This window comes from Micromonospora mangrovicola (genome assembly GCF_047200535.1).
Lineage (GTDB): Bacteria > Actinomycetota > Actinomycetes > Mycobacteriales > Micromonosporaceae > Micromonospora.
The window spans coordinates 1-17,294 of record NZ_JBJZOG010000117.1; the positions used below are offsets into that span (position 1 = coordinate 1).

The 17,294-nt window shown below is 74.5% G+C and carries 17 protein-coding genes and 1 pseudogene; 9 read left to right on the forward strand and 9 right to left on the reverse strand.

Annotated elements, in window-relative coordinates; translation table 11 throughout:
- Nucleotides 1-1,480: glycerol kinase GlpK (gene glpK / locus ACL02O_RS29560; RefSeq protein ID WP_412821459.1), on the reverse strand; the 1,480-nt coding region annotated here is incomplete at its 3' end.
- Nucleotides 1,481-1,545: 65 nt separating this feature from the next.
- Between glpK and ACL02O_RS29565 the strand changes: the two genes are divergently transcribed.
- Nucleotides 1,546-2,484 (forward strand): ribose-phosphate diphosphokinase, encoded by a 939-nt coding sequence (locus ACL02O_RS29565; protein WP_412821460.1) that lies wholly within the window; start codon nt 1,546-1,548, stop codon nt 2,482-2,484.
- 26 nt (nt 2,485-2,510) lie between these two features.
- Here ACL02O_RS29565 and ACL02O_RS29570 read toward each other — a convergent pair whose 3' ends face one another.
- Nucleotides 2,511-2,978 carry an ATP-binding protein gene (locus ACL02O_RS29570; protein WP_412821461.1) on the reverse strand — a complete coding sequence of 156 codons (468 nt, stop codon included), beginning with the start codon at nt 2,976-2,978 and terminating at the stop codon, nt 2,511-2,513.
- A gap of 115 nt (nt 2,979-3,093) precedes the next feature.
- Here ACL02O_RS29570 and macS point away from each other — a divergent pair, with 115 nt between their 5' ends.
- Together macS and ACL02O_RS29580 are read left to right on the forward strand one after the other, a co-directional pair.
- Complete coding sequence (macS, locus tag ACL02O_RS29575; RefSeq protein ID WP_412821462.1) at nt 3,094-4,218, forward strand: MacS family sensor histidine kinase; 1,125 nt, start codon at nt 3,094-3,096, stop codon at nt 4,216-4,218.
- A gap of 11 nt (nt 4,219-4,229) precedes the next feature.
- Nucleotides 4,230-4,862, forward strand: a complete 633-nt coding sequence (locus tag ACL02O_RS29580) for a response regulator (RefSeq protein ID WP_412821475.1) — start codon at nt 4,230-4,232, stop codon at nt 4,860-4,862.
- 4 nt (nt 4,863-4,866) lie between these two features.
- On the opposite strand, the gene ACL02O_RS29585 is transcribed toward ACL02O_RS29580, so the two are convergent.
- The 3 genes from ACL02O_RS29585 to ACL02O_RS29595 form a co-directional block, all read right to left on the reverse strand.
- Complete coding sequence (locus ACL02O_RS29585) at nt 4,867-5,439, reverse strand: DUF5709 domain-containing protein (RefSeq protein WP_412821463.1); 573 nt, start codon at nt 5,437-5,439, stop codon at nt 4,867-4,869.
- An 82-nt stretch (nt 5,440-5,521) separates the two neighbouring features.
- Nucleotides 5,522-6,250 (reverse strand): ATP-binding protein, encoded by a 729-nt coding sequence (locus ACL02O_RS29590; RefSeq protein ID WP_412821464.1) that lies wholly within the window; start codon nt 6,248-6,250, stop codon nt 5,522-5,524.
- A gap of 59 nt (nt 6,251-6,309) precedes the next feature.
- On the reverse strand, nt 6,310-7,308 hold the full coding sequence (locus tag ACL02O_RS29595) for an SDR family oxidoreductase (RefSeq protein WP_412821465.1): 999 nt from the start codon (nt 7,306-7,308) through the stop codon (nt 6,310-6,312).
- Between the two features lie 234 nt (nt 7,309-7,542).
- Between ACL02O_RS29595 and ACL02O_RS29600 the strand changes: the two genes are divergently transcribed.
- On the forward strand, nt 7,543-8,805 hold the full coding sequence (locus ACL02O_RS29600; RefSeq protein ID WP_412821466.1) for a glycosyltransferase: 1,263 nt from the start codon (nt 7,543-7,545) through the stop codon (nt 8,803-8,805).
- 11 nt (nt 8,806-8,816) lie between these two features.
- On the opposite strand, the pseudogene ACL02O_RS29605 reads toward ACL02O_RS29600, so the two are convergent.
- From ACL02O_RS29605 to aroA, 4 genes and pseudogenes are all read right to left on the reverse strand, one after another.
- Nucleotides 8,817-9,680, reverse strand: a pseudogene (locus ACL02O_RS29605) (hypothetical protein); the annotation flags it as partial.
- A gap of 60 nt (nt 9,681-9,740) precedes the next feature.
- Nucleotides 9,741-10,550, reverse strand: a complete 810-nt coding sequence (hisN, locus tag ACL02O_RS29610) for a histidinol-phosphatase (protein ID WP_412821467.1) — start codon at nt 10,548-10,550, stop codon at nt 9,741-9,743.
- Nucleotides 10,551-10,673: 123 nt separating this feature from the next.
- On the reverse strand, nt 10,674-11,894 hold the full coding sequence (gene rsgA, locus ACL02O_RS29615; RefSeq protein WP_412821468.1) for a ribosome small subunit-dependent GTPase A: 1,221 nt from the start codon (nt 11,892-11,894) through the stop codon (nt 10,674-10,676).
- A complete protein-coding gene (gene aroA, locus ACL02O_RS29620; RefSeq protein WP_412821469.1) occupies nt 11,864-13,165 on the reverse strand; it encodes a 3-phosphoshikimate 1-carboxyvinyltransferase in 1,302 nt (433 codons plus the stop codon). The genes rsgA and aroA overlap by 31 nt, the downstream gene beginning before the upstream one ends.
- A 102-nt stretch (nt 13,166-13,267) precedes the next feature.
- Between aroA and ACL02O_RS29625 the strand changes: the two genes are divergently transcribed.
- The 5 genes from ACL02O_RS29625 (at nt 13,268) to rsrA (ending at nt 16,873) form a co-directional block, all read left to right on the forward strand.
- Entirely contained in the window at nt 13,268-13,978 is a 711-nt protein-coding gene (locus tag ACL02O_RS29625; protein ID WP_412821470.1) for an SOS response-associated peptidase, read from the forward strand.
- A 210-nt stretch (nt 13,979-14,188) separates the two neighbouring features.
- Nucleotides 14,189-14,581 carry a WhiB family transcriptional regulator gene (locus ACL02O_RS29630; RefSeq protein ID WP_412821471.1) on the forward strand — a complete coding sequence of 131 codons (393 nt, stop codon included), beginning with the start codon at nt 14,189-14,191 and terminating at the stop codon, nt 14,579-14,581.
- Between the two features lie 96 nt (nt 14,582-14,677).
- Nucleotides 14,678-15,295 carry an alpha/beta hydrolase family protein gene (locus ACL02O_RS29635; protein ID WP_412821472.1) on the forward strand — a complete coding sequence of 206 codons (618 nt, stop codon included), beginning with the start codon at nt 14,678-14,680 and terminating at the stop codon, nt 15,293-15,295.
- A gap of 481 nt (nt 15,296-15,776) precedes the next feature.
- Nucleotides 15,777-16,583, forward strand: coding sequence for a sigma-70 family RNA polymerase sigma factor (locus ACL02O_RS29640; RefSeq protein ID WP_412821473.1), 807 nt, complete (start codon nt 15,777-15,779; stop codon nt 16,581-16,583).
- A 2-nt stretch (nt 16,584-16,585) separates the two neighbouring features.
- Nucleotides 16,586-16,873 carry a mycothiol system anti-sigma-R factor gene (gene rsrA / locus ACL02O_RS29645; protein ID WP_412821474.1) on the forward strand — a complete coding sequence of 96 codons (288 nt, stop codon included), beginning with the start codon at nt 16,586-16,588 and terminating at the stop codon, nt 16,871-16,873.
- Nucleotides 16,874-17,294 lie beyond the last annotated feature (421 nt).

The window sequence follows — 17,294 nt, forward strand, 5'->3', positions numbered from 1 at the left end:
CGACCCAGTCCAGGGTGCGCTGCACGGCCTTGCGCCAGTTGCGCAGCTCCCGTTCCCGGTGCGCCGAGTCCATGGTGGGCTCCCACTGGGCGTCCGAGCGCCACTGCTCGCGCAGGGTGGCCAGGTCCGGCCAGAAGCCGACCGCCAGGCCGGCCGCGTACGCGGCGCCGAGGCAGGTGGTCTCGGTGATCCGGGAGCGGACCACCGGCACGTCGAGGACGTCGGCGAGGAACTGCATGAGCAGCGTGTTGCCGGTCATCCCGCCGTCCACCCGCAGCCGCCGCAGCGCCACGTCGGAGTCGGCGTTCATCGCGTCGACCACCTCGCGGGTCTGCCAGGCGGACGCCTCCAGCGCCGCACGGGCCAGGTGCCCCTTGGTGATGTAGGCGGTCAGCCCGGCGATCACGCCCCGGGCGTCGCTGCGCCAGTGCGGCGCGAACAGCCCGGAGAAGGCCGGCACCACGTAGCAGCCGCCGTTGTCCTCGACCGTGCGGGCCAGCTCCTCGACCTGCGGGGCGGTGGAGATCAGGCCCAGGTTGTCGCGCAGCCACTGCACCAGCGAGCCGGTGACCGCGATGGCGCCCTCCAGCGCGTACACCGCGGGCTGGCCGTCGATCCGGTACGCGACCGTGGTGAGCAGGCCGTGCCCGGAGGCGACCGGGCTGGCGCCGGTGTTGAGCAGCAGGAAGCTGCCGGTGCCGTAGGTGCACTTGGCCTCGCCGGGCTGGAAGCAGGTCTGTCCGAAGAGGGCGGCCTGCTGGTCGCCGAGCGCGCTGGCCACCGGCACCCCGGCGAGCACCCCGTCGGCCGTGCCGTAGATCTCGGCCGAGGAGCGGATCTCCGGCAGCATCGCCGCCGGCACCCGCAGCGCGTCGAGCAGCTCCGGGTCCCAGGCCAGGGTCTTCAGGTCCATCAGCATGGTGCGGCTGGCGTTGGTCACGTCGGTGACGTGCCGGCCGGTCAGTTTCCAGATCAGCCAGCTGTCCATCGTGCCGAACAGCACCTCGCCCCGCTCGGCCCGCTCGCGGAGCCCGTCGACGTGGTCGAGCAGCCAGCGCAGCTTCGGCCCGGCGAAGTAGGTGGCCAGGGTCAGCCCGGTGCGGGCGCGCAGCCGCTCCGCGCCGTACGCCTCGGCCAGCTCGCTCAGCAGCGGGCCGGTGCGGGTGTCCTGCCAGACGACGGCGGGGGCGACCGGCTTCCCGGTCGCCCGGTCCCAGACCACGGTGGTCTCCCGCTGGTTGGTGATGCCGACGGCGGCCAGCCCGTCCGGCCCGGTGCCGGCGGCGGCGAGCGCCTCGAGCACCACCTGCTGCACGTTGGCCCAGATCTCCTCGGCGTCGTGCTCGACCCAGCCGGGCTGCGGGAAGATCTGCCGGTGTTCGCGCTGGGCGACGGAGACGATCTCTCCGCCCCGGTCGAAGACGATGCACCGCGACGACGTGGTGCCCTGATCGATGGCGGCGACGAACTCTCCGGTCACGGCAGCACCGTACCCGCCGGAAGCGTCCACCGCCTCCCCCCGGGCGACCCGTACGATCGACAGGCGTGCGTGACATTGCCGTGTTCAGCGGGACCGCCCACCCGGGCCTCGCCGCCGAGATCTGCGCCCACCTCGACGTACCGCTGCACCCGGTCCGGGTGTCCCGGTTCGCCAACGACTGCCTGGAGGTGCAGTTGCAGGCGAACTGCCGGGAGCGGGACGTCTTTCTGATCCAGCCGCTGGTGCCCCCGGTGCAGGAGCACCTGGTCGAGCTGCTGCTCATGATCGACGCGGCCCGGGGCGCGTCGGCCGGCCGGATCACGGTGGTGCTGCCGCACTACGCGTACGCCCGGTCGGACAAGAAGGACGCGCCGCGTATCTCCATCGGCGGCCGGCTGGTCGCCGACCTGCTCACCTCGGCCGGCGCGCACCGGGTGCTCGCCATGACCCTGCACTCGCCGCAGGTGCACGGCTTCTTCAGCGTGCCGGTGGACCACCTGCACGCGCTGCGCGAGCTGGCCGCGCACTTCCGGGGGCACGACCTCGGCAACACCGTGGTGGTCTCGCCGGACCTGGGCAACGCCAAGGAGGCCGCCGCGTTCGCCCGGATGCTCGGCACCCCCGTGGCGGCCGGCGCCAAGCAGCGGTTCAGCGACGACCGCGTCAAGATCAGCACGGTGATCGGCGACGTGGCCGACCGCGACGTGATCGTGCTGGACGACGAGATCGCCAAGGGCAGCACGGTGATCGAGCTGATCGGCCACCTGCGCGAGCGGAAGGTCCGCTCGATCCGGCTGGCCTGCACCCACGGCCTTTTCTCCGGCGGCGCGCTGGAGCGGCTCAGCGCGCAGGACGGGGTGCTGGAGATCGTCTGCACCAACACCGTGCCGATCCCGGAGGAGAAGCGGGTGCCGAAACTGCAGGTGCTCTCGGTGGCGCCGGCGCTGGCCGAGGCGATGCGGCGGATCCACAACGGCGAGTCGGTGAGCGCCCTCTTCGGCTGAGCCCGCGGGCGGCCCGGCGGGGCCGGTCAGCCGTCGGCGGGGCGGATGGCGTGCTGCCGGGCGGCCACCTCGGCGGTGATCCGTACGACGGTGCCCGCCTCGCCGCTCTCGACCGCCATCGTGTCGCTCAGCTGCCGGGCCAGCCACAGCCCCCAGCCACCGGCCTTGTCCGGTGCGGGGCGGTTGCGGTCGCTGAGCCGCTGGGCGCTGATCCCGTGGCCGTGGTCGGCGACCTCGCAGACCAGCTCGCCGTCCTCCCGCCAGAGCCGCAACCAGCCCTGGCCGCCACCGTGCCGCACCGCGTTGGTGATCAGCTCGTTGATCGCCAGCACGAAGTCGTCCAGCCGCTGACCGCTCAGCCCGGAGACGTGCGCGCAGGAGGTGACCGAGTGCCGTAACTCGGTCACCTGGGCCTGGTCGAAGGCCTCGGCGATGAGGAGGGAAGGTTCGATGGGCACAACCGTACGCGGTGCGGGGGGTTCTGCGTTCGTCATGGCCCCGTCCCGGCGATCGGTCTCGACGATTTTCGCGGCATTTCCACCGTACGTCAGGGTTTCCCGAGCCGCACCCACCACCCCGCGGGGCTCCGGCTGTGGCATGGTGTCGGCCATGCCGTCGTCCCCGGGTGGCCTGGAGGTCCCGCTCTGGCGGTCCATCGCGGTGTTCCGCTTCGCCTCGCTGGCGTACGTGGGCGTGCTAGTCCTCCGCGACGGCCACCGGTACGCGCACCCGCTCGCCGCCGGCGGCGTACTCCTGGTGATGCTGGCCTGGAGCGGGGCGACCGCGGCCGGCTACGCGCGGCCGTCGGGACGGCGCTGGCCGCTGCTCCTGGCCGACCTCGGCGTGGTGGTGGCGGTCATGCTGGCCACCCCGTGGGTGATCGGCCGCGCGGCGCTCGCCGCCAATGTGCCCACCCTGACCGTCGCCTGGCTGGCCGGTCCGGTGCTGGCCTGGGCGGTCTCCGGCGGCCGGCGTTGGGGCGCGGTCGCCGCCGTGATCCTCGGCGGGGTCGACCTGGCCACCCGGGAGCGGGTCAGCCAGTCCTCGCTCACCGGCGTGATCCTGATGCTGCTCGCCGGGCTGGTGGTCGGGCACGTCGCCCGGCTCGCGGTCAGCGCGGAGGAGCGGCTGCAGCGGGCGGTGGAGCTGGAGGCGGCCACCCGCGAGCGGGAGCGGCTGGCCCGGGACATCCACGACTCGGTGCTCCAGGTGCTCGCGCTGGTGCAGCGGCGCGGTGCGCGGCTGGGCGGGGAGGCGGGCGAGCTGGCCCGGCTGGCCGGCGAGCAGGAGGCCGCGCTGCGCGCCCTGATCGGCCGCGCGGGCGCCCCGCCGGCCGACGAGGGGGACGCCCAGGACCTGCGCGACCTGCTCGACCGGTACGCCTCGGCGACGGTCGAGGTCGCCGCGCCGGCCACCCCGGTGCCGCTGCCCGGCCGGGTGGCTGGGGAGCTGGCCGCCGCGGTCGGGGCGGCGCTGGACAACGTGGCCCGGCACGGCGGTGGCCGGGCCTGGGTGCTGATCGAGGACGAGGAGGAGACGGTGACCGTCTCGGTACGCGACGAGGGGCCGGGAATCCCGGAGGGGCGGCTCGCCGAGGCCGCCGCGCAGGGCCGGCTCGGGGTGGCCCAGTCCATCCGGGGTCGGGTGGCCGACCTGGGCGGCGAGGTGCGCATCGCCTCCACCCCGGGAGTCGGCACGGAGATCGAGCTGAGCGTGCCGAGGAGCGTGCGGTGAGCATCCGGGTGATGGTGGTCGACGACCACCCGATGTGGCGCGAGGGCGTCGCCCGGGACCTCGCCGAGGCCGGGTACGAGGTGGTGGCGACCAGCGGGGAGGGCCGGCAGGCGGTGCGGGTGGCCCCGGCGGCCCGTCCCGACGTGGTGGTGCTCGACCTGCAACTGCCCGACGTGTCCGGCGTCGAGGTGATCCACGGGCTGCGCGCGGCGCTGCCGCAGGTCCGGGTGCTGATGCTGTCGGCCAGCGGTGAGCCGCAGAGCGTGCTGGACGCGGTGAAGGCCGGTGCCACCGGCTACCTGGTGAAGTCGGCCGCGCCGGCCGAGTTCCTGGCCGCGGTGCGCCGCACCGCGGCCGGCGAGCCGGTCTTCACGCCCGGCCTGGCCGGGCTGGTCCTCGGGGAGTACCGGCGGCTGGCGTCCGGGCCGGCCGCCCCGGACGACGAGACACCCCGGCTCACCGAACGGGAGACCGAGGTGCTGCGTCTGGTGGCCAAGGGCCTGTCCTACAAGCAGATCGCCGAGCGGCTCGGGCTCTCCCACCGGACGGTGCAGAACCACGTGCAGAACACCCTCGGCAAGCTCCAGCTCCACAACCGGGTCGAGCTGACCCGCTACGCCATCGAGCGGGGCCTGGACGGCTGAGCGGTCAGTGCGACTCCGGGGGGCGGGTCTCGTGGACGGCCAGCTCCTCGGCGGTCGCCCCGCCACCGGACGAGCCGGCGTCGTATGCGACGTTGTCGGTCTCCTGGTCGGTGTGCGCGCCCTCGTCCGGCTCGACCAGCCGGCCCACCTGATGGTCGGCGACGGCGCCGAGCTGACCGTGGTCGTAGACGGAGACCGGGGAGTGCGGGTCCGAGGTCGGGCCGGCGTCGATCACGTCGGCGTCGAGCTGGGCCTGCGCGGCGGCCTCCTCGCTGTCCGCCTCGGCGGCGATGTCCGGGTCGACGGGGCCCGCCAGGGGGTCGTCGGCGGGACGCTCGTACTGCTCGCGCTGGAGCTTGTAGTCCAGCGACTCGCCGTCGAGCTGCTCCTCGGCGGTGGTCCCGTACCGGTCCACGGCCACCGGGGTGCGGTCGCCGGGCAGCTGCGCCGGCTCGGGGCCGTCTGCCTCGCGCCCGGTCAGGACGTCGTCGCCGGCGGTCGAGTCGTCGTCGGCGATGTCGGGCAGACCTTCCGCCTCCGGGTCGGACACGGGGGTGGGGTAGTCGTCGTCGCGCATGGGTGGTCACTACCCACTGGGCTCGGCGCACTAACCGCGTCCGGCGGGGTGGATCGGGAGGAAAGCGGCCAAAAGGGGCCGGTCAGCTGCGGGTCGCCGCCTCGTCCTCGGCGTGCAGGAGGCACCAGACCACCTTGCCGTCGGGCAGCGGCGTGCTGCCCCAGCGCCGGGCCACCGTGTCGATGAGCAGCAGCCCCCGACCCCCGGCGGAGTTCAGCGGGGCCAGCCCGACGTACGCGGGCCGCCGGGTGGAGTGGTCGCGGACCGCCACGTGCAGCGCGTCGTCGACGGGCGCGACCCGGAGGGTCATCGGCGTGCCAGCGTGCGCGACCACGTTGTTGACCATCTCGGTGACCGCGATGCACGCCGGCTCGGCCAGGTCCGGCACGCCCCACCGGGCGCAGCCGTCGGTCACCAGCGCCCGGGCCTCGCGGGCCGCCGCCACGACCGGCGGCAGGTCGGCGTTCAGGACGGCCGCCAGCGGCGCGCCGGCCAGCGCGGCCTGCGCCTCGTCCAGGGACGGGTAGACCGGGGCGGCGGCGCCGGGCGCCACCGCCGGGTCGAGCACGAGCAGACCGGCGGCAGGCCAGTCGGTCACCGCGCGGTGCACCTCGTCGACGACGGCTCGGGCGTCCGGGCTGTCGATCCGGACCGCGGACAGGTCGACGATCACCGGGCCGGGCCGCTGCCAGAGCCGCACCAGCAGGGCATCGCGGACGGCGGCCGTCCCGGCCGGGTCGAGCACCCCGGTCAGTCGGACGATCGCGGACGATTCGTCCGCCTCCACCAGGCATCGCACGTCCGTCGGCATGATCGTCCCATTGTGCATGCCGGGAGCAGGTCGCGCATCCGGCCGGTCGGCGGCGTTCATCAGCGCTCCGTCCGTGCTCGCCGGTTCATCGCGGCCAGGGTGCCGACGGCGGTGCCCGCCGCAGCCAGCCCGAAGGCCGCCGTCATCCGGACCAGTTGCCGGCGCCGACCGTGCCAGCCGCCGGAGCACTCGGCCTCCGCGTCGGGCCGGAACAGGTTCCCGGTGCTGTGCAGGGCCACGCCGGGGCCGAACTGGGTGCGGGCGGTGTACCAGCCGAGCGCCCGCTCGGCCAGCGCCGGGGCGAGCCGCCACTGGAGCCCGAACAGGCGGGCGGTGCCCCCGGCGTACGCCTCGCGCCGGGGCCGGCGCAGCAGCCGGACGATCGTCTCGGCGACCACCTCCGGCGGGTAGACCGGCGGGGGCGGGGTCAGTTCGTGCCCGCTGTGGTTGGCGGCGTGCCGGAAGAACGGGGTGTCGATGGTGGCCGGCAGCACCGTGCAGATGGAGATGTTGCCCCGCCCGGTGACCCGAAGCTCCTGCCGGACCGTGTCGGCCAGCCCGCGGATGCCGTGCTTGGCGGCGTTGTACGCCGACTGGTAGGGCATGGCCGCCTCGGCGAGCACCGAGGCGTTGTTGACCAGGACCCCGCCGCCGGCCGCGTCGAGCCAGGGCAGCGCCGCCTTCGTCCCGTACACGGCGCCGAGCAGGTTCACCGACACCACCCGGCGGAACTCCTCGACCGGGATCTCGTCGAAGAGCCCGACCGCGCTCACCGCGGCGTTGTTGATCCAGGCGTCGATCCGCCCGAACTCCGCCGCCGCCTGCGCCGCGAGCCGCCGCACCGCCGCCGGGTCGGTCACGTCGGTGGGCACCGGCAGCGCGCGCCCGCCCAGTTCCCGGCAGCGTCCGGCGACCCGGCGCAGCGCCTCCTCGGAGCGGGCTGCCAGCACCACGTCGGCCCTCCGGCGGGCCAGCGCGTACGCGGTGGCCGCGCCGATTCCGCTGGAGGCGCCGGTGATCACGACGGTGGCGTCGTCGAGGGCACGGGTGAGAGGCATCTCTGGCCCGTACCCCCGGTCCGGGGCGGTCATGCCGCCGGGGTAGCCCGGATCACGCCGGGCCCCGGGACGGATCCGGGCAGGGAGCGCGAAGCGACGGCAAGTGCGGGCGACCCACCCGGCGCCGGTCCCGCGATCCGATCGCGATCTGCCAGGTTTCGGCGCACCCGGGCCGGGTTAATGGGACCCTCTGACCGAGGACCCACCGCTGAACAGGACGCATGGAGGTGCACCATGCGCGTCGGCCTTGTGTGCGCGCACGCCGGACCGTCCGTCGACGGTCCCGCCGTCGGCACACACCAGCACATCGCACGGGTCGCGGCCGAACTCGCCGCACGCGGTCACGACGTCCGGGTCTACGAGCGGCGCGACGAACCGGGCCAGCCGGACGACACCGAGGTGGACGGCTTCCGGCTGGAACGGGTGCCGGTCGGTCCGCCCGCCCCGCTGCCAACCGCCGAGCTGGTGCCCTACGTGGCCGAGTTCGGCGGCTGGCTGGCGCGGCGCTGGTCCGGCCACTGGTCGCCGGAGGTGGTGCACGGGCACTACTGGCCCGGCGGCCTCGCCGCCGCCCACGCGGTGCGCGAGACCGACATTCCGGTCGTGCAGACCTTCCACTCGCTCGGCGTCGAGCAGCTGCGCCACCTCGGCCGGCGGTACTACGGACCGGGGGAGCGGATCCCGCTGGAACGTGCGCTGACCCGGGCGGTCGACATCGCGGTCGCCCAGAGCAACGACGAGGTCGACGAGCTGACCCGGATGGGGTTGCAACGCACCTCGGTGGCGATGGTGCCGACCGGCGTGGACACCGCGCAGTTCCACCCGGACGGCGAGGCCGCGCCCCGGGACCAGCGCGCCCGGATCCTCTCCGTCGGCGGGCTGGCGCCCGGGCACGGTCAGGACGACCTGATCCAGGCGATGCGCCTGGTCGGCGACGCCGAGCTGGTGATCGCCGGCGGTCCGCCCGCCGCGCAGCTCGCCGGCCACGCCGAGGCCCGCCGGCTGCGCGAGCTGGCCGAGGCGACCGGGGTGGCCGAGCAGGTGAAGCTGGTCGGCGCGGTGCCACACGACCAGATGGCCACCTGGTACCGCTCCGCCGACGTGGTCGCCTGCACCCCGCGCTACTCCTCCGCCGGCCGGGTGTCGCTGGAGGCGATGGCCTGCGGCGTGCCGGTGGTCGGCTACGCGATGGGTGGCATCGCCGACGCGGTGGTCGACGAGGTGACCGGCAAGCTGGTCCCGCCCGGCGACGTCCGCGCCCTCGGGGTCGCCCTGCGCCGGCTGCTCGCCGACAACGCCGGGCGGTTCGCATACGGGCACGCGGCGGTCGACCGGGTCCGGTGCAGCTACACCTGGGAGCGGACGGCCGGGGCGCTGGAGCGCCTCTACGAGCGGGTGATCGGCCGCCGCAGGCCGGCCGAACCGGTCGAGCCGGTCGAGGCGCGCCAGCCCGTCGAGGTCACCGCCGAGCAGCGCGGGCCGGTCGAGGCGGCCTGACGCCGGCGTCAGCGGCGGGCCCGGATGGCCGCCCCGGCCGCGATCATCGGGCGTTCCCGCTCCCGGGCCACCGCGTGGTGGTGCTGCGGCTCCGCGTACCGGGTCAAACCGACCACCGACACCAGTGTGGCCAGGAAGCCGACCCCGGCCAGCCATTCCCGGCCCGGCCAGATCCGGTCGTTGAGCAACGCCAGGCCGATGATCGCCGCGGGCACCGCCCCGGCGGCGTCCATCGCGGCCACCGCCGCCGTGGTGGAGCCGCGCTGCATCGCCAGCCCGAGCAGCAGCTGCCCGATCACGGAGTGCACGACCAGCAGGTAGAGCAGCGGGTCCCGGACGAACGCCTCCGCCGTGTCGGCCGAGGCGAGCGGGCGGGCGGCCACCGCGGCGGCGGAGAACGCCATCCCGGCCAGCGAGCCGAGCACCACCGAGCCCGGCGCGCCGCGTAACCGGGCGGCGAAGAACCCGAGGACGGAGATCACCGCCACCGCGCCGGCCAGGCCGAACAGCCCGGCCGGGCCGAGCTGCCGGGACGGTGCCGGCTGGGCGGCCAGCACCAGCGCGGTGATCCCCCCGAAGAGCAGCACCAGCAGGGCGATCTCGGCGGCCGGCAGGCGCCACTTGAGCACCACCACCCCGAGCACCGCGGTCACCCCGAGCCCGGCCGCCACGCTGGCCTGGACCAGGAACAACGGCAGGTCACGTCGGGCCAGGAAGGCCAGGACGAAGCCGGTGACCTGGCACACCAGCCCGACCAGGTAGGTGCGGTGGCCGGCCAGCCGGAGCAGCAGCCCCGGGTCGAAGGTGTGATGCACGGTGGTTCGTGCCGCCGCGACCGACTGGAGCAGGTTGGCGAAGCCGTACGCGACGATCATCGCCGCGAGGAAGCACCAGCCGGAGGACACCACCTGGCGAGGATAGTGGCTGTCGGCGGCTCAGTGCTCGGCCGGCCGGCCGAGCCGGGCCAGGATGTCGTCGTGCAGTGCGCCGTTGGTGGCGATCGCGCTGTTCTCGCCCCCGGCCGGCGCCGGCCGCCCGGACAGGTCGCTGAACGTGCCGCCCGCCTCGGTGACGATCGGGACCAGGGCGGCGATGTCCCAGAGCGACAGCTCCGGCTCCACCATCACGTCCAGTGCCCCCTCGGCCAGCAGCATGTAGCCGTAGAAGTCGCCGTACGCCCGGCTGCGCCAGGTGTCCCGCATGATCTGCAGGACCGCCTCCAGCCGGCCCGCCCGCTCCCAGCCGGTCAGCGACGAGTAGCAGAAGCTGGCATCGGCCAGGTCGGTCACCCCGGAGACCCGGATCGGCGCGCCCGAGGCCAGGTCGGGGCCGGCGTACGCGCCCGCGCCGGCCGCGGCCCACCAGCGCCGGCCCAGCGCCGGGGCGGAGACCAGACCGAGGACCGGACGGTCCCCCTCGAGCAGGGCGACCAGGGTCGCCCAGACCGGGACACCCCGGACGAAGTTCTTCGTGCCGTCGATCGGGTCGACCACCCAACGCCGCCCGTCCGGGCCGGCCGCGGGCTGCTCGCCGTACTCCTCGCCGAGCAGGCCGTCGCCGGGGCGGTGAACGGCCAGCACGGCGCGGATCTCCCGCTCCACGGCGGTGTCCGCGTCGGAGACCGGGGTCAGGTCCGGCTTCGACTCGACCCGCAGGTCGAGGGCGCGGAATCGGGCCGTGGAGATGGCGTCGGCGGTGTCGGCCAGCCGGTGGGCGAGGGCGAGGTCGTCGGCGTACCCGGTCATGGTCGGAACCGTAGCGAGATCGCCACCGGGACCGCGGCGCGGGTGCCCCGGCGTCCGCCCATCAGGAACCGGCCGGCGGATCGACCAGGCCGGTCTCCGCTCGCGCCCGCGGGGCCCGCGAGCTCACTCCTCGCGCTCGCGGGGGTTCCGCTCGACGTCCCGGAGGTCACCCTCGCCGCTGCGGGAGGCCAGCAGCCGACGGTACGACGCCAGCCGGCGCGGGTCGGCCTTGCCGCCGGCCACCCAGGCGTCCAGCGCGCAGTCCGCCTCGTCGGCGGTGTGCTGGCAGTTAGCCGGGCAGTCCACGGTCCCCTCCACCAGATCCGGGAAGCCGTGGAGCAGGCTCTCCGCCGAGACGTGCGCCAGCCCGAAGCTGCGCACCCCCGGAGTGTCGATGATCCAGCCGGTGGCTCCCGACTGCCGTGCGGTGCCGGACCCGCCGAGCCGGGGCTGTCGACGGTCGCCGTCGGAGTCCGGCGGCGCCAGGTCGCCGCGCGGCGCCGGGCCGGAGTCGCCGGAGGGAAACGGCGGCAGCCGCAGCGCCACCGCGCTGGTCGAGGTGTGCCGACCCCGGCCGATCGCGCTGACCGCGCCGACCGCCCGGTCCGCCTCCGGCACGAGCCGGTTGACCAGCGTCGACTTGCCCACCCCGGAGTGGCCGACCAGCACCGACACCCGCCCGGCCAGCAGCGCGCGCAGCGCGTCCAGCGGCGAGTCCGGCCGGATCAGCACGTACGGCAGCTCCAGCTCGGTGTAGTAGTCGAGAACCGCCTCCGGGCCGGCCAGGTCGGCCTTGGTCAGGCAGAGCAGCGGCTCGATGTCCGCGTCGTACGCGGCCACCAGGCAGCGGTCGATGAACCCGGTCCGGGGCGGCGGGTCGGCCAGCGCGCTGACGATCACCAGTTGGTCGGCGTTGGCGACCACCACCCGCTCCAGCCGCCCCTCGGCGGTGGTCGCGTCGTCCTCGGCGGTCCGCCGCAGCACCGAGCTGCGCTCGGCGATCCGGACGATCCGGGCCAGCGCGCCGGGGCTGCCCGACGTGTCGCCCACCAATCCGACCCGGTCGCCGACCACCACGGATTTGCGGCCCAGCTCCCGGGCGCGCATCGCGGTGACGGTCGGGGCGTCCGGACCGGCGTCGGGGAGCACACAGGTGTAGCGGCCCCGGTCGACGGCGATCACGAACCCGTCGACGGCGTTCTCGTGCCGGGGTCGGGTCCGGGTACGCGGGCGCGACGGCTTCCCGGGCCGGACCCGGACGTCGTCCTCGTCGTACTCTCGCCGTCTGGTCGCCAGGACATTCCCCCGTCGCGTCAGTTCTTGCCGGTCACCATCCCCGACCATAGTGCCGGGAACTCCGGCATGGTCTTCGAGGTGCACGTCACGTCGTCCACCTCGATGCCGGGGACGGCCAGACCGGCCACCGCCGCGGCGTGCGCCATCCGGTGGTCGGCGTACGTGCGGAAGGTCCCGCCGCGCAGCGGACGGGGCCGGATCTCCAGCCCGTCGGCGGACTCGGTGATGTCCGCGCCCAGCGCGGTGAACTCCTTGGCCAGGGCGGCGATGCGGTCGGTCTCGTGCCCCCGGATGTGCCCGATCCCGGTGAGCCGGGACGGCGAGTCGGCGAGCATCGCCAGCGCGGTCAGCGCCGGGGTCAGCTCGCTCACGTCGGACAGGTCGGCGTCCAGCCCGTGCACCCTGCCGGTGCCGCGTACGGTCAGCCCGGCCGTGCCCAACGTCACCTCGCCACCCATCCGGGTCAGCAGGGCGCGGAGCTGCTCGACCGGCTGCATGCTGCTGCGCGGCCAGCCCTGCAGGGTCACCTCGCCGCCGGTCACCAGCGCGGCGGCGAAAAACGGCACCGCCCCGGACAGGTCCGGCTCGATCTCCCAGCCGCGCCCGGTGAGCGGGCCGGGCTCGACGGCCCAGACGTCGGGCGTGGTGTCGTCGACCGCGGCTCCGGCCGCCCGCAGCATCTGCACCGTCATCCGCAGGTGCGGCGCGGAGGGCACCGGCGGCCCCTCGTGCCGGACCACCACGCCCCGGTCGAAGCGGGGCGCGGCCAGCAGCAGGCCGGAGACGAGCTGGCTGGAGGCGGAGGCGTCGATGACCACCTCACCGCCGGTGACCCGGCCGGTGCCGAGGACGGCCAGGGGCAGGCTGCCGGTCTCCGGCGTGTCGATCCGTACGCCGAGCGAGCGCAAGGCCTCGATCAGCGGGCCGAGCGGGCGGATCCGGGCCTGCGGGTCGCCGTCGAAGGTGACCCGACCCTCAGCGAGGCCGGCCACCGGCGGCAGGAAGCGCATCACCGTGCCGGCGAGGCCGACGTCGACATGGGCCGGGCCGACCAGCCGGTGCGGCCGGACCAGCCAGCGCTCGTCGTCGGAGACCGACACGTGCGCGCCCAGCTCACGCAGCCCGCCGGCCATCAGCTCGGTGTCCCGGGCGCGCAGCGGCCGGGCGAGCGTGGACGGCCCGCTGGCCAGCGCACTGAGCACCAGGGCCCGGGCGGTCATCGACTTGGAACCGGGCAGGCGGAGTGTGATGCCCACCGGGTCGGTGGCGGTCGGCGCGGTCCACGGCTGTGGCGGACGCGTCGCGGTCAGATTCCCCACGCTTACATTGTGCCAATTCGCGCGGGCGGGGGAACCGCCCGTCGTTGCAGCTCCCGGCTGGCGGGACAGCCGGAAGGGCGGCGGCGCGTTAGCGTGTGCGCCATGTGCGGGAGGTACGCGACGAGTCGGAGCGCGGGCGACCTGAGCGCGCTGTTCGAGTCGTACGACGAGAGCGGCGGCACGGTCGGCCCGGACTTCAACGTCGCCCCGACCGATCCGGTGCCGCTGGTCCGGTTGGCCCCCGAGGGACACCGGGCGCTCTCGGTCGGCCGCTGGGGCCTGGTGCCGCACTGGTCGCGGAGCGCCACCGGCGCGGCCCGCATGATCAACGCGCGGGCGGAGACCGTCGCCACGAGCCGGGCGTACGCCCCGTCCTTCGCCCGCCGCCGCTGCCTGGTCCCCGCCGACGGCTGGTACGAGTGGGTTCGCGAGCCGGGCGGCGGGCGGCAGCCCTACTACATGACCCCGCGCGACGGGTCGGTGCTCGCCTTCGCCGGCATCTGGTCGGTGTGGGGTTCCGCGGACGACGAGCTGCTGACCTTCAGCGTGCTGACCACGGCGGCGGTGGGCGAACTGGCCGAGGTGCACGACCGGATGCCGCTGCTGCTGCCGCCGGAACGCTGGGCGTCCTGGCTCGGGCCGGCCGACGAGCCGGCCGCGCTGCTCGTCCCGCCGGCGCCGGATTGGCTCGCCGGGCTGGAGATCCGCCCGGTCTCCCCGGCGGTCGGGGACGTCCGCAACGACGGTCCCGGGCTCACCGCCCGGGTGGTGCCGTCCCATCGGGAGGCCGTCTCGGAAATGACGCTGTTCTGATCACTGTCAGCACATTGTCGTGTGCTGATTTGCCGGGGTTGGGCACGGATCGTCGCCCGGCATTTTTGCCATGTTTGCCGCAGAGTCTTGTCCCCGCGTCCGGGAGTGCGATAGAACACAGCGCTGGCGTTGGGCGTCTGTTCGCACGGGGCGGATGACACCCATCGATCTCTCATGATCATAGCCGGTCCCACGGGGGAGGTGGGTGTATTGACACGGGCACGTATGCCCCGCCCGCACGAGGTGGCCGCCGCACGACGAGACCCGCGACTGCTGCGGGCGTTGCGGGAGCGGCGACAGGACGAGGCGTGGCGGACCAGAGGAACCTGCCAGAGCGTGGATCCGGAGACGTTCTTTCCGGCACCCAACGAGCCGGCCGACGCGGCCGTCGCGCTCTGTCGCAGTTGTGACGTCCAGGGATCCTGTCTGGCCTGGGCGCTGGAGGTGGGGGACTGCCACGGCGTCTGGGGCGGCACTACGCCGCGCGAACGGCGGGCGATGCTCGTCGCCTGGCGCAGCGAGGTGCAACCGGATCCGGACGCCGTCGACGAGGCCGGTCCGCCGGTCCGTGACCGGCTGCTCACACTGGTGCCGTTGAGCTGAATTCCGTGCCGTCGCCCGCACCCTTTTCCGGGTGCGGGCGACAGCTTTTCCGGCCCGGCGGCTGTCCGGTGGTCGCACCGGACGCAGAATGGGCCGGTGCGGCAGACCGACGAGATCTCCACACCCCGCGGGCCGGCCCGGGTCGACACCGACCTGCCGGAGAACCGGTACGCCACCCTGCTCGTGCTCGGCCACGGGGCGGGCGGTGACGTGACCGCCCCGGACCTGGTCGCGGTCCGGGACGCGATGGTCGCCGCCGGGGTGGGCGTGGTCCGGGTGACCCAGCCGTACCGGGTCGCCGGCCGGCGTGCGCCCGCGCCCGCCGGGCACCTCGACGAGGCGTGGACGGCCGTGCTGGCCGCGCTCCGGGAGCGGCACCCCGACGTCGCCCGCTGGGTGGTCGGCGGCCGGTCCAGCGGTGCCCGCGTCGCCTGCCGCACCGCCCGGGCGGTCGGGGCCGCGGGCGTCGTCGCGCTCGCCTTTCCGCTGCACCCGCCGGGCCGGCCGGAGCGCTCCCGCGCCGACGAGCTGCGTACCAACCTGCCGACCCTGGTGGTCAACGGGGACCGGGATCCGTTCGGGGTGCCCGAGCCCGGGCCGGACGTCGAGGTGGTGACCCGCCCGGGGGAGCGGCACGACCTGCGCGGTGACCCGGCCGGCACGGCCGCGGTGATCCGTGACTGGCTGCGCGCCCGGGGCTGGGCCCCCGCCTGACGCACCCCGCCCCCGCCCTGACGCACCCCGCACCCGTCCTGACGCACCCTGCGCGCCCTCTGACGCACCCTGCGCGGCGCGTTCCACCGGCCCGCGTGCCTGGGCCCGGCCCGCGTGCCTGGGCCCGGCCCGCGTGCCTGGGCCCGGCCCGCGTGCGTCGGACTCGATCGACTCGACCTGCCGTAACCCGCGTCATCGGCTGCCGTTGATACCCCCACCTGCCGCAACCCGAGGTTGATCATTGGGAAGTCGGTCTTGTCGAGGGTGCGGAGCGTGACCGTGGGCGGCGGCCGGTCGTTGCATCGGATGGTGCCGGCCGTCCGGTTCGGGCGTCCGGGGCCATCCTCCCAGGCCCTTCCTGGTCCCAGCGTCGGTCGCGGCCGAGGCCGGGACCAGGAACGGCGGGCCGGCGGCGGAATGTGGCGGACCGCGAAGCGCGTTACTACTCCCGGACGACATTTCCAGCCGAGGGGGGTGACCGGTGCCGACCGAGACACGGAGCCGGGAGCGGGACGAACGGGACGCGCGGCAGCTGAGGCAGCTGCTCGACGCGCCGGAGTGGCCCGCCGTGGCGTCGGCCGTGAGCACCAGCACACAGTCCGGAAGTGAATCTGCCGGCAGTCGGGTACGCGTATCCTCGGCGGGAAAGCATCCGACGCGAGGGGATGTGCGGTTGACCACCGAGAAGACGGACGAGCGCAGGGCCCGCTTCGAGCGGGACGCGATGCCCTTCGTCGATCAGCTCTACGCTGCCGGGCTGCGGATGACGCGTAACCCGGCGGACGCGGAGGACCTGGTCCAGGAGACGTACCTGAAGGCGTACGCGGCCTTCCACCAGTTCGAGCAGGGCACGAACCTGAAAGCCTGGCTCTACCGGATCCTGACCAACACCTACATCAACTCCTACCGGAAGCGGCAGCGCCAGCCCGTCCAGGCACCCACGGACGAGATCACCGACTGGCAGCTCGCCGAGGCCGAGTCGCACACCTCCAGCGGGCTGCGCTCGGCGGAGACCGAGGCGCTGGACCGGCTGCCGGACAGCGACGTCAAGGAGGCCCTCCAGCAGTTGCCGGAGGAGTTCCGGCTGGCGGTCTACCTGACCGACGTCGAGGGCTTCTCCTACAAGGAGGTCGCCGACATCATGGGCACGCCGATCGGCACCGTGATGTCCCGGCTGCACCGTGGTCGACGTAATCTGCGGAAGCTGCTCGAGCAGTACGCGGCGGAGCGGGGCTTCAGCTCCGCGCCGTCGAAGGGTTCGACCGCCGCCGCCGGCCGGGAGGTGTGACCATGAGCTGTGGGGAGCCGCACGAGACGGACTGCCGCGAGGTGCTCGCGGAGGTCTACCTCTACCTCGACCTGGAGTGCGCCGAGGAGCGCCGCAGGCTGATCCGGCACCACCTGGACGAGTGCGGGCCGTGCCTGCGCGAGTACGGCATCGAGCAGGAGGTGAAGGCGCTGGTCGCCCGCTGCTGCGGCAACGAGACCGCGCCCGAGCAACTGCGCGAGCGGCTGCGCGTCCGCCTGACCGAGCTGGTGGTGTTCGAGGCCAGCGAGTCCCGCGAGCTCGCCGACTGAGCGGAAGCACGATCAGCTGCAGACGCCGGTGGCCCTGCCACGGTTCCCGTGCTCCGCAGGTTCGTACGGAGTGCCCACCGGGGCACACGGGCAACGGGCCCAGGACGCCGTATCTCATCGACTTCGCTCTCCCCGCCGCTGTGCGTTATGCCGGCCGCGGTCAGGAGGGTGCGTCCCTGAGCACGCCGGACCCGGAGCCGGCGACGGTGACGATGTGCGGGGTTCGGAAGCTCTCTTGACGATGCGGCGTACGACGGCTGTGCGTTTCGGCGGCGGCGGAAACGATCAACGGACGCGCCGGCCGATCGGACCGGCGGGGGATACACCGGTGGGGGGGGGGGGGGGGGGGCAGGAGACCAGGGGCAGGGACGAAAAGGGGGAAGGGGCTTGGTGCTTTGGGGGTTGGCCCCTTTACGAGCAT

What these genes read in the sequence shown, in the direction of transcription:
- ACL02O_RS29570 (WP_412821461.1), bottom strand. Translation starts at nt 2,978, where the DNA reads ATGACGAACGCAGAACCCCCCGCACCGCGTACGGTTGTGCCCATCGAA.
- macS (WP_412821462.1), top strand. Translation starts at nt 3,094, where the DNA reads ATGCCGTCGTCCCCGGGTGGCCTGGAGGTCCCGCTCTGGCGGTCCATC.
- ACL02O_RS29580 (WP_412821475.1), top strand. Translation starts at nt 4,230, where the DNA reads ATGGTGGTCGACGACCACCCGATGTGGCGCGAGGGCGTCGCCCGGGAC.
- ACL02O_RS29585 (WP_412821463.1), bottom strand. Translation starts at nt 5,439, where the DNA reads ATGCGCGACGACGACTACCCCACCCCCGTGTCCGACCCGGAGGCGGAA.
- ACL02O_RS29590 (WP_412821464.1), bottom strand. Translation starts at nt 6,250, where the DNA reads ATGCCGACGGACGTGCGATGCCTGGTGGAGGCGGACGAATCGTCCGCG.
- ACL02O_RS29595 (WP_412821465.1), bottom strand. Translation starts at nt 7,308, where the DNA reads ATGCCTCTCACCCGTGCCCTCGACGACGCCACCGTCGTGATCACCGGC.
- ACL02O_RS29600 (WP_412821466.1), top strand. Translation starts at nt 7,543, where the DNA reads ATGCGCGTCGGCCTTGTGTGCGCGCACGCCGGACCGTCCGTCGACGGT.
- hisN (WP_412821467.1), bottom strand. Translation starts at nt 10,550, where the DNA reads ATGACCGGGTACGCCGACGACCTCGCCCTCGCCCACCGGCTGGCCGAC.
- rsgA (WP_412821468.1), bottom strand. Translation starts at nt 11,894, where the DNA reads ATGGTCGGGGATGGTGACCGGCAAGAACTGACGCGACGGGGGAATGTC.
- ACL02O_RS29625 (WP_412821470.1), top strand. Translation starts at nt 13,268, where the DNA reads ATGTGCGGGAGGTACGCGACGAGTCGGAGCGCGGGCGACCTGAGCGCG.
- rsrA (WP_412821474.1), top strand. Translation starts at nt 16,586, where the DNA reads ATGAGCTGTGGGGAGCCGCACGAGACGGACTGCCGCGAGGTGCTCGCG.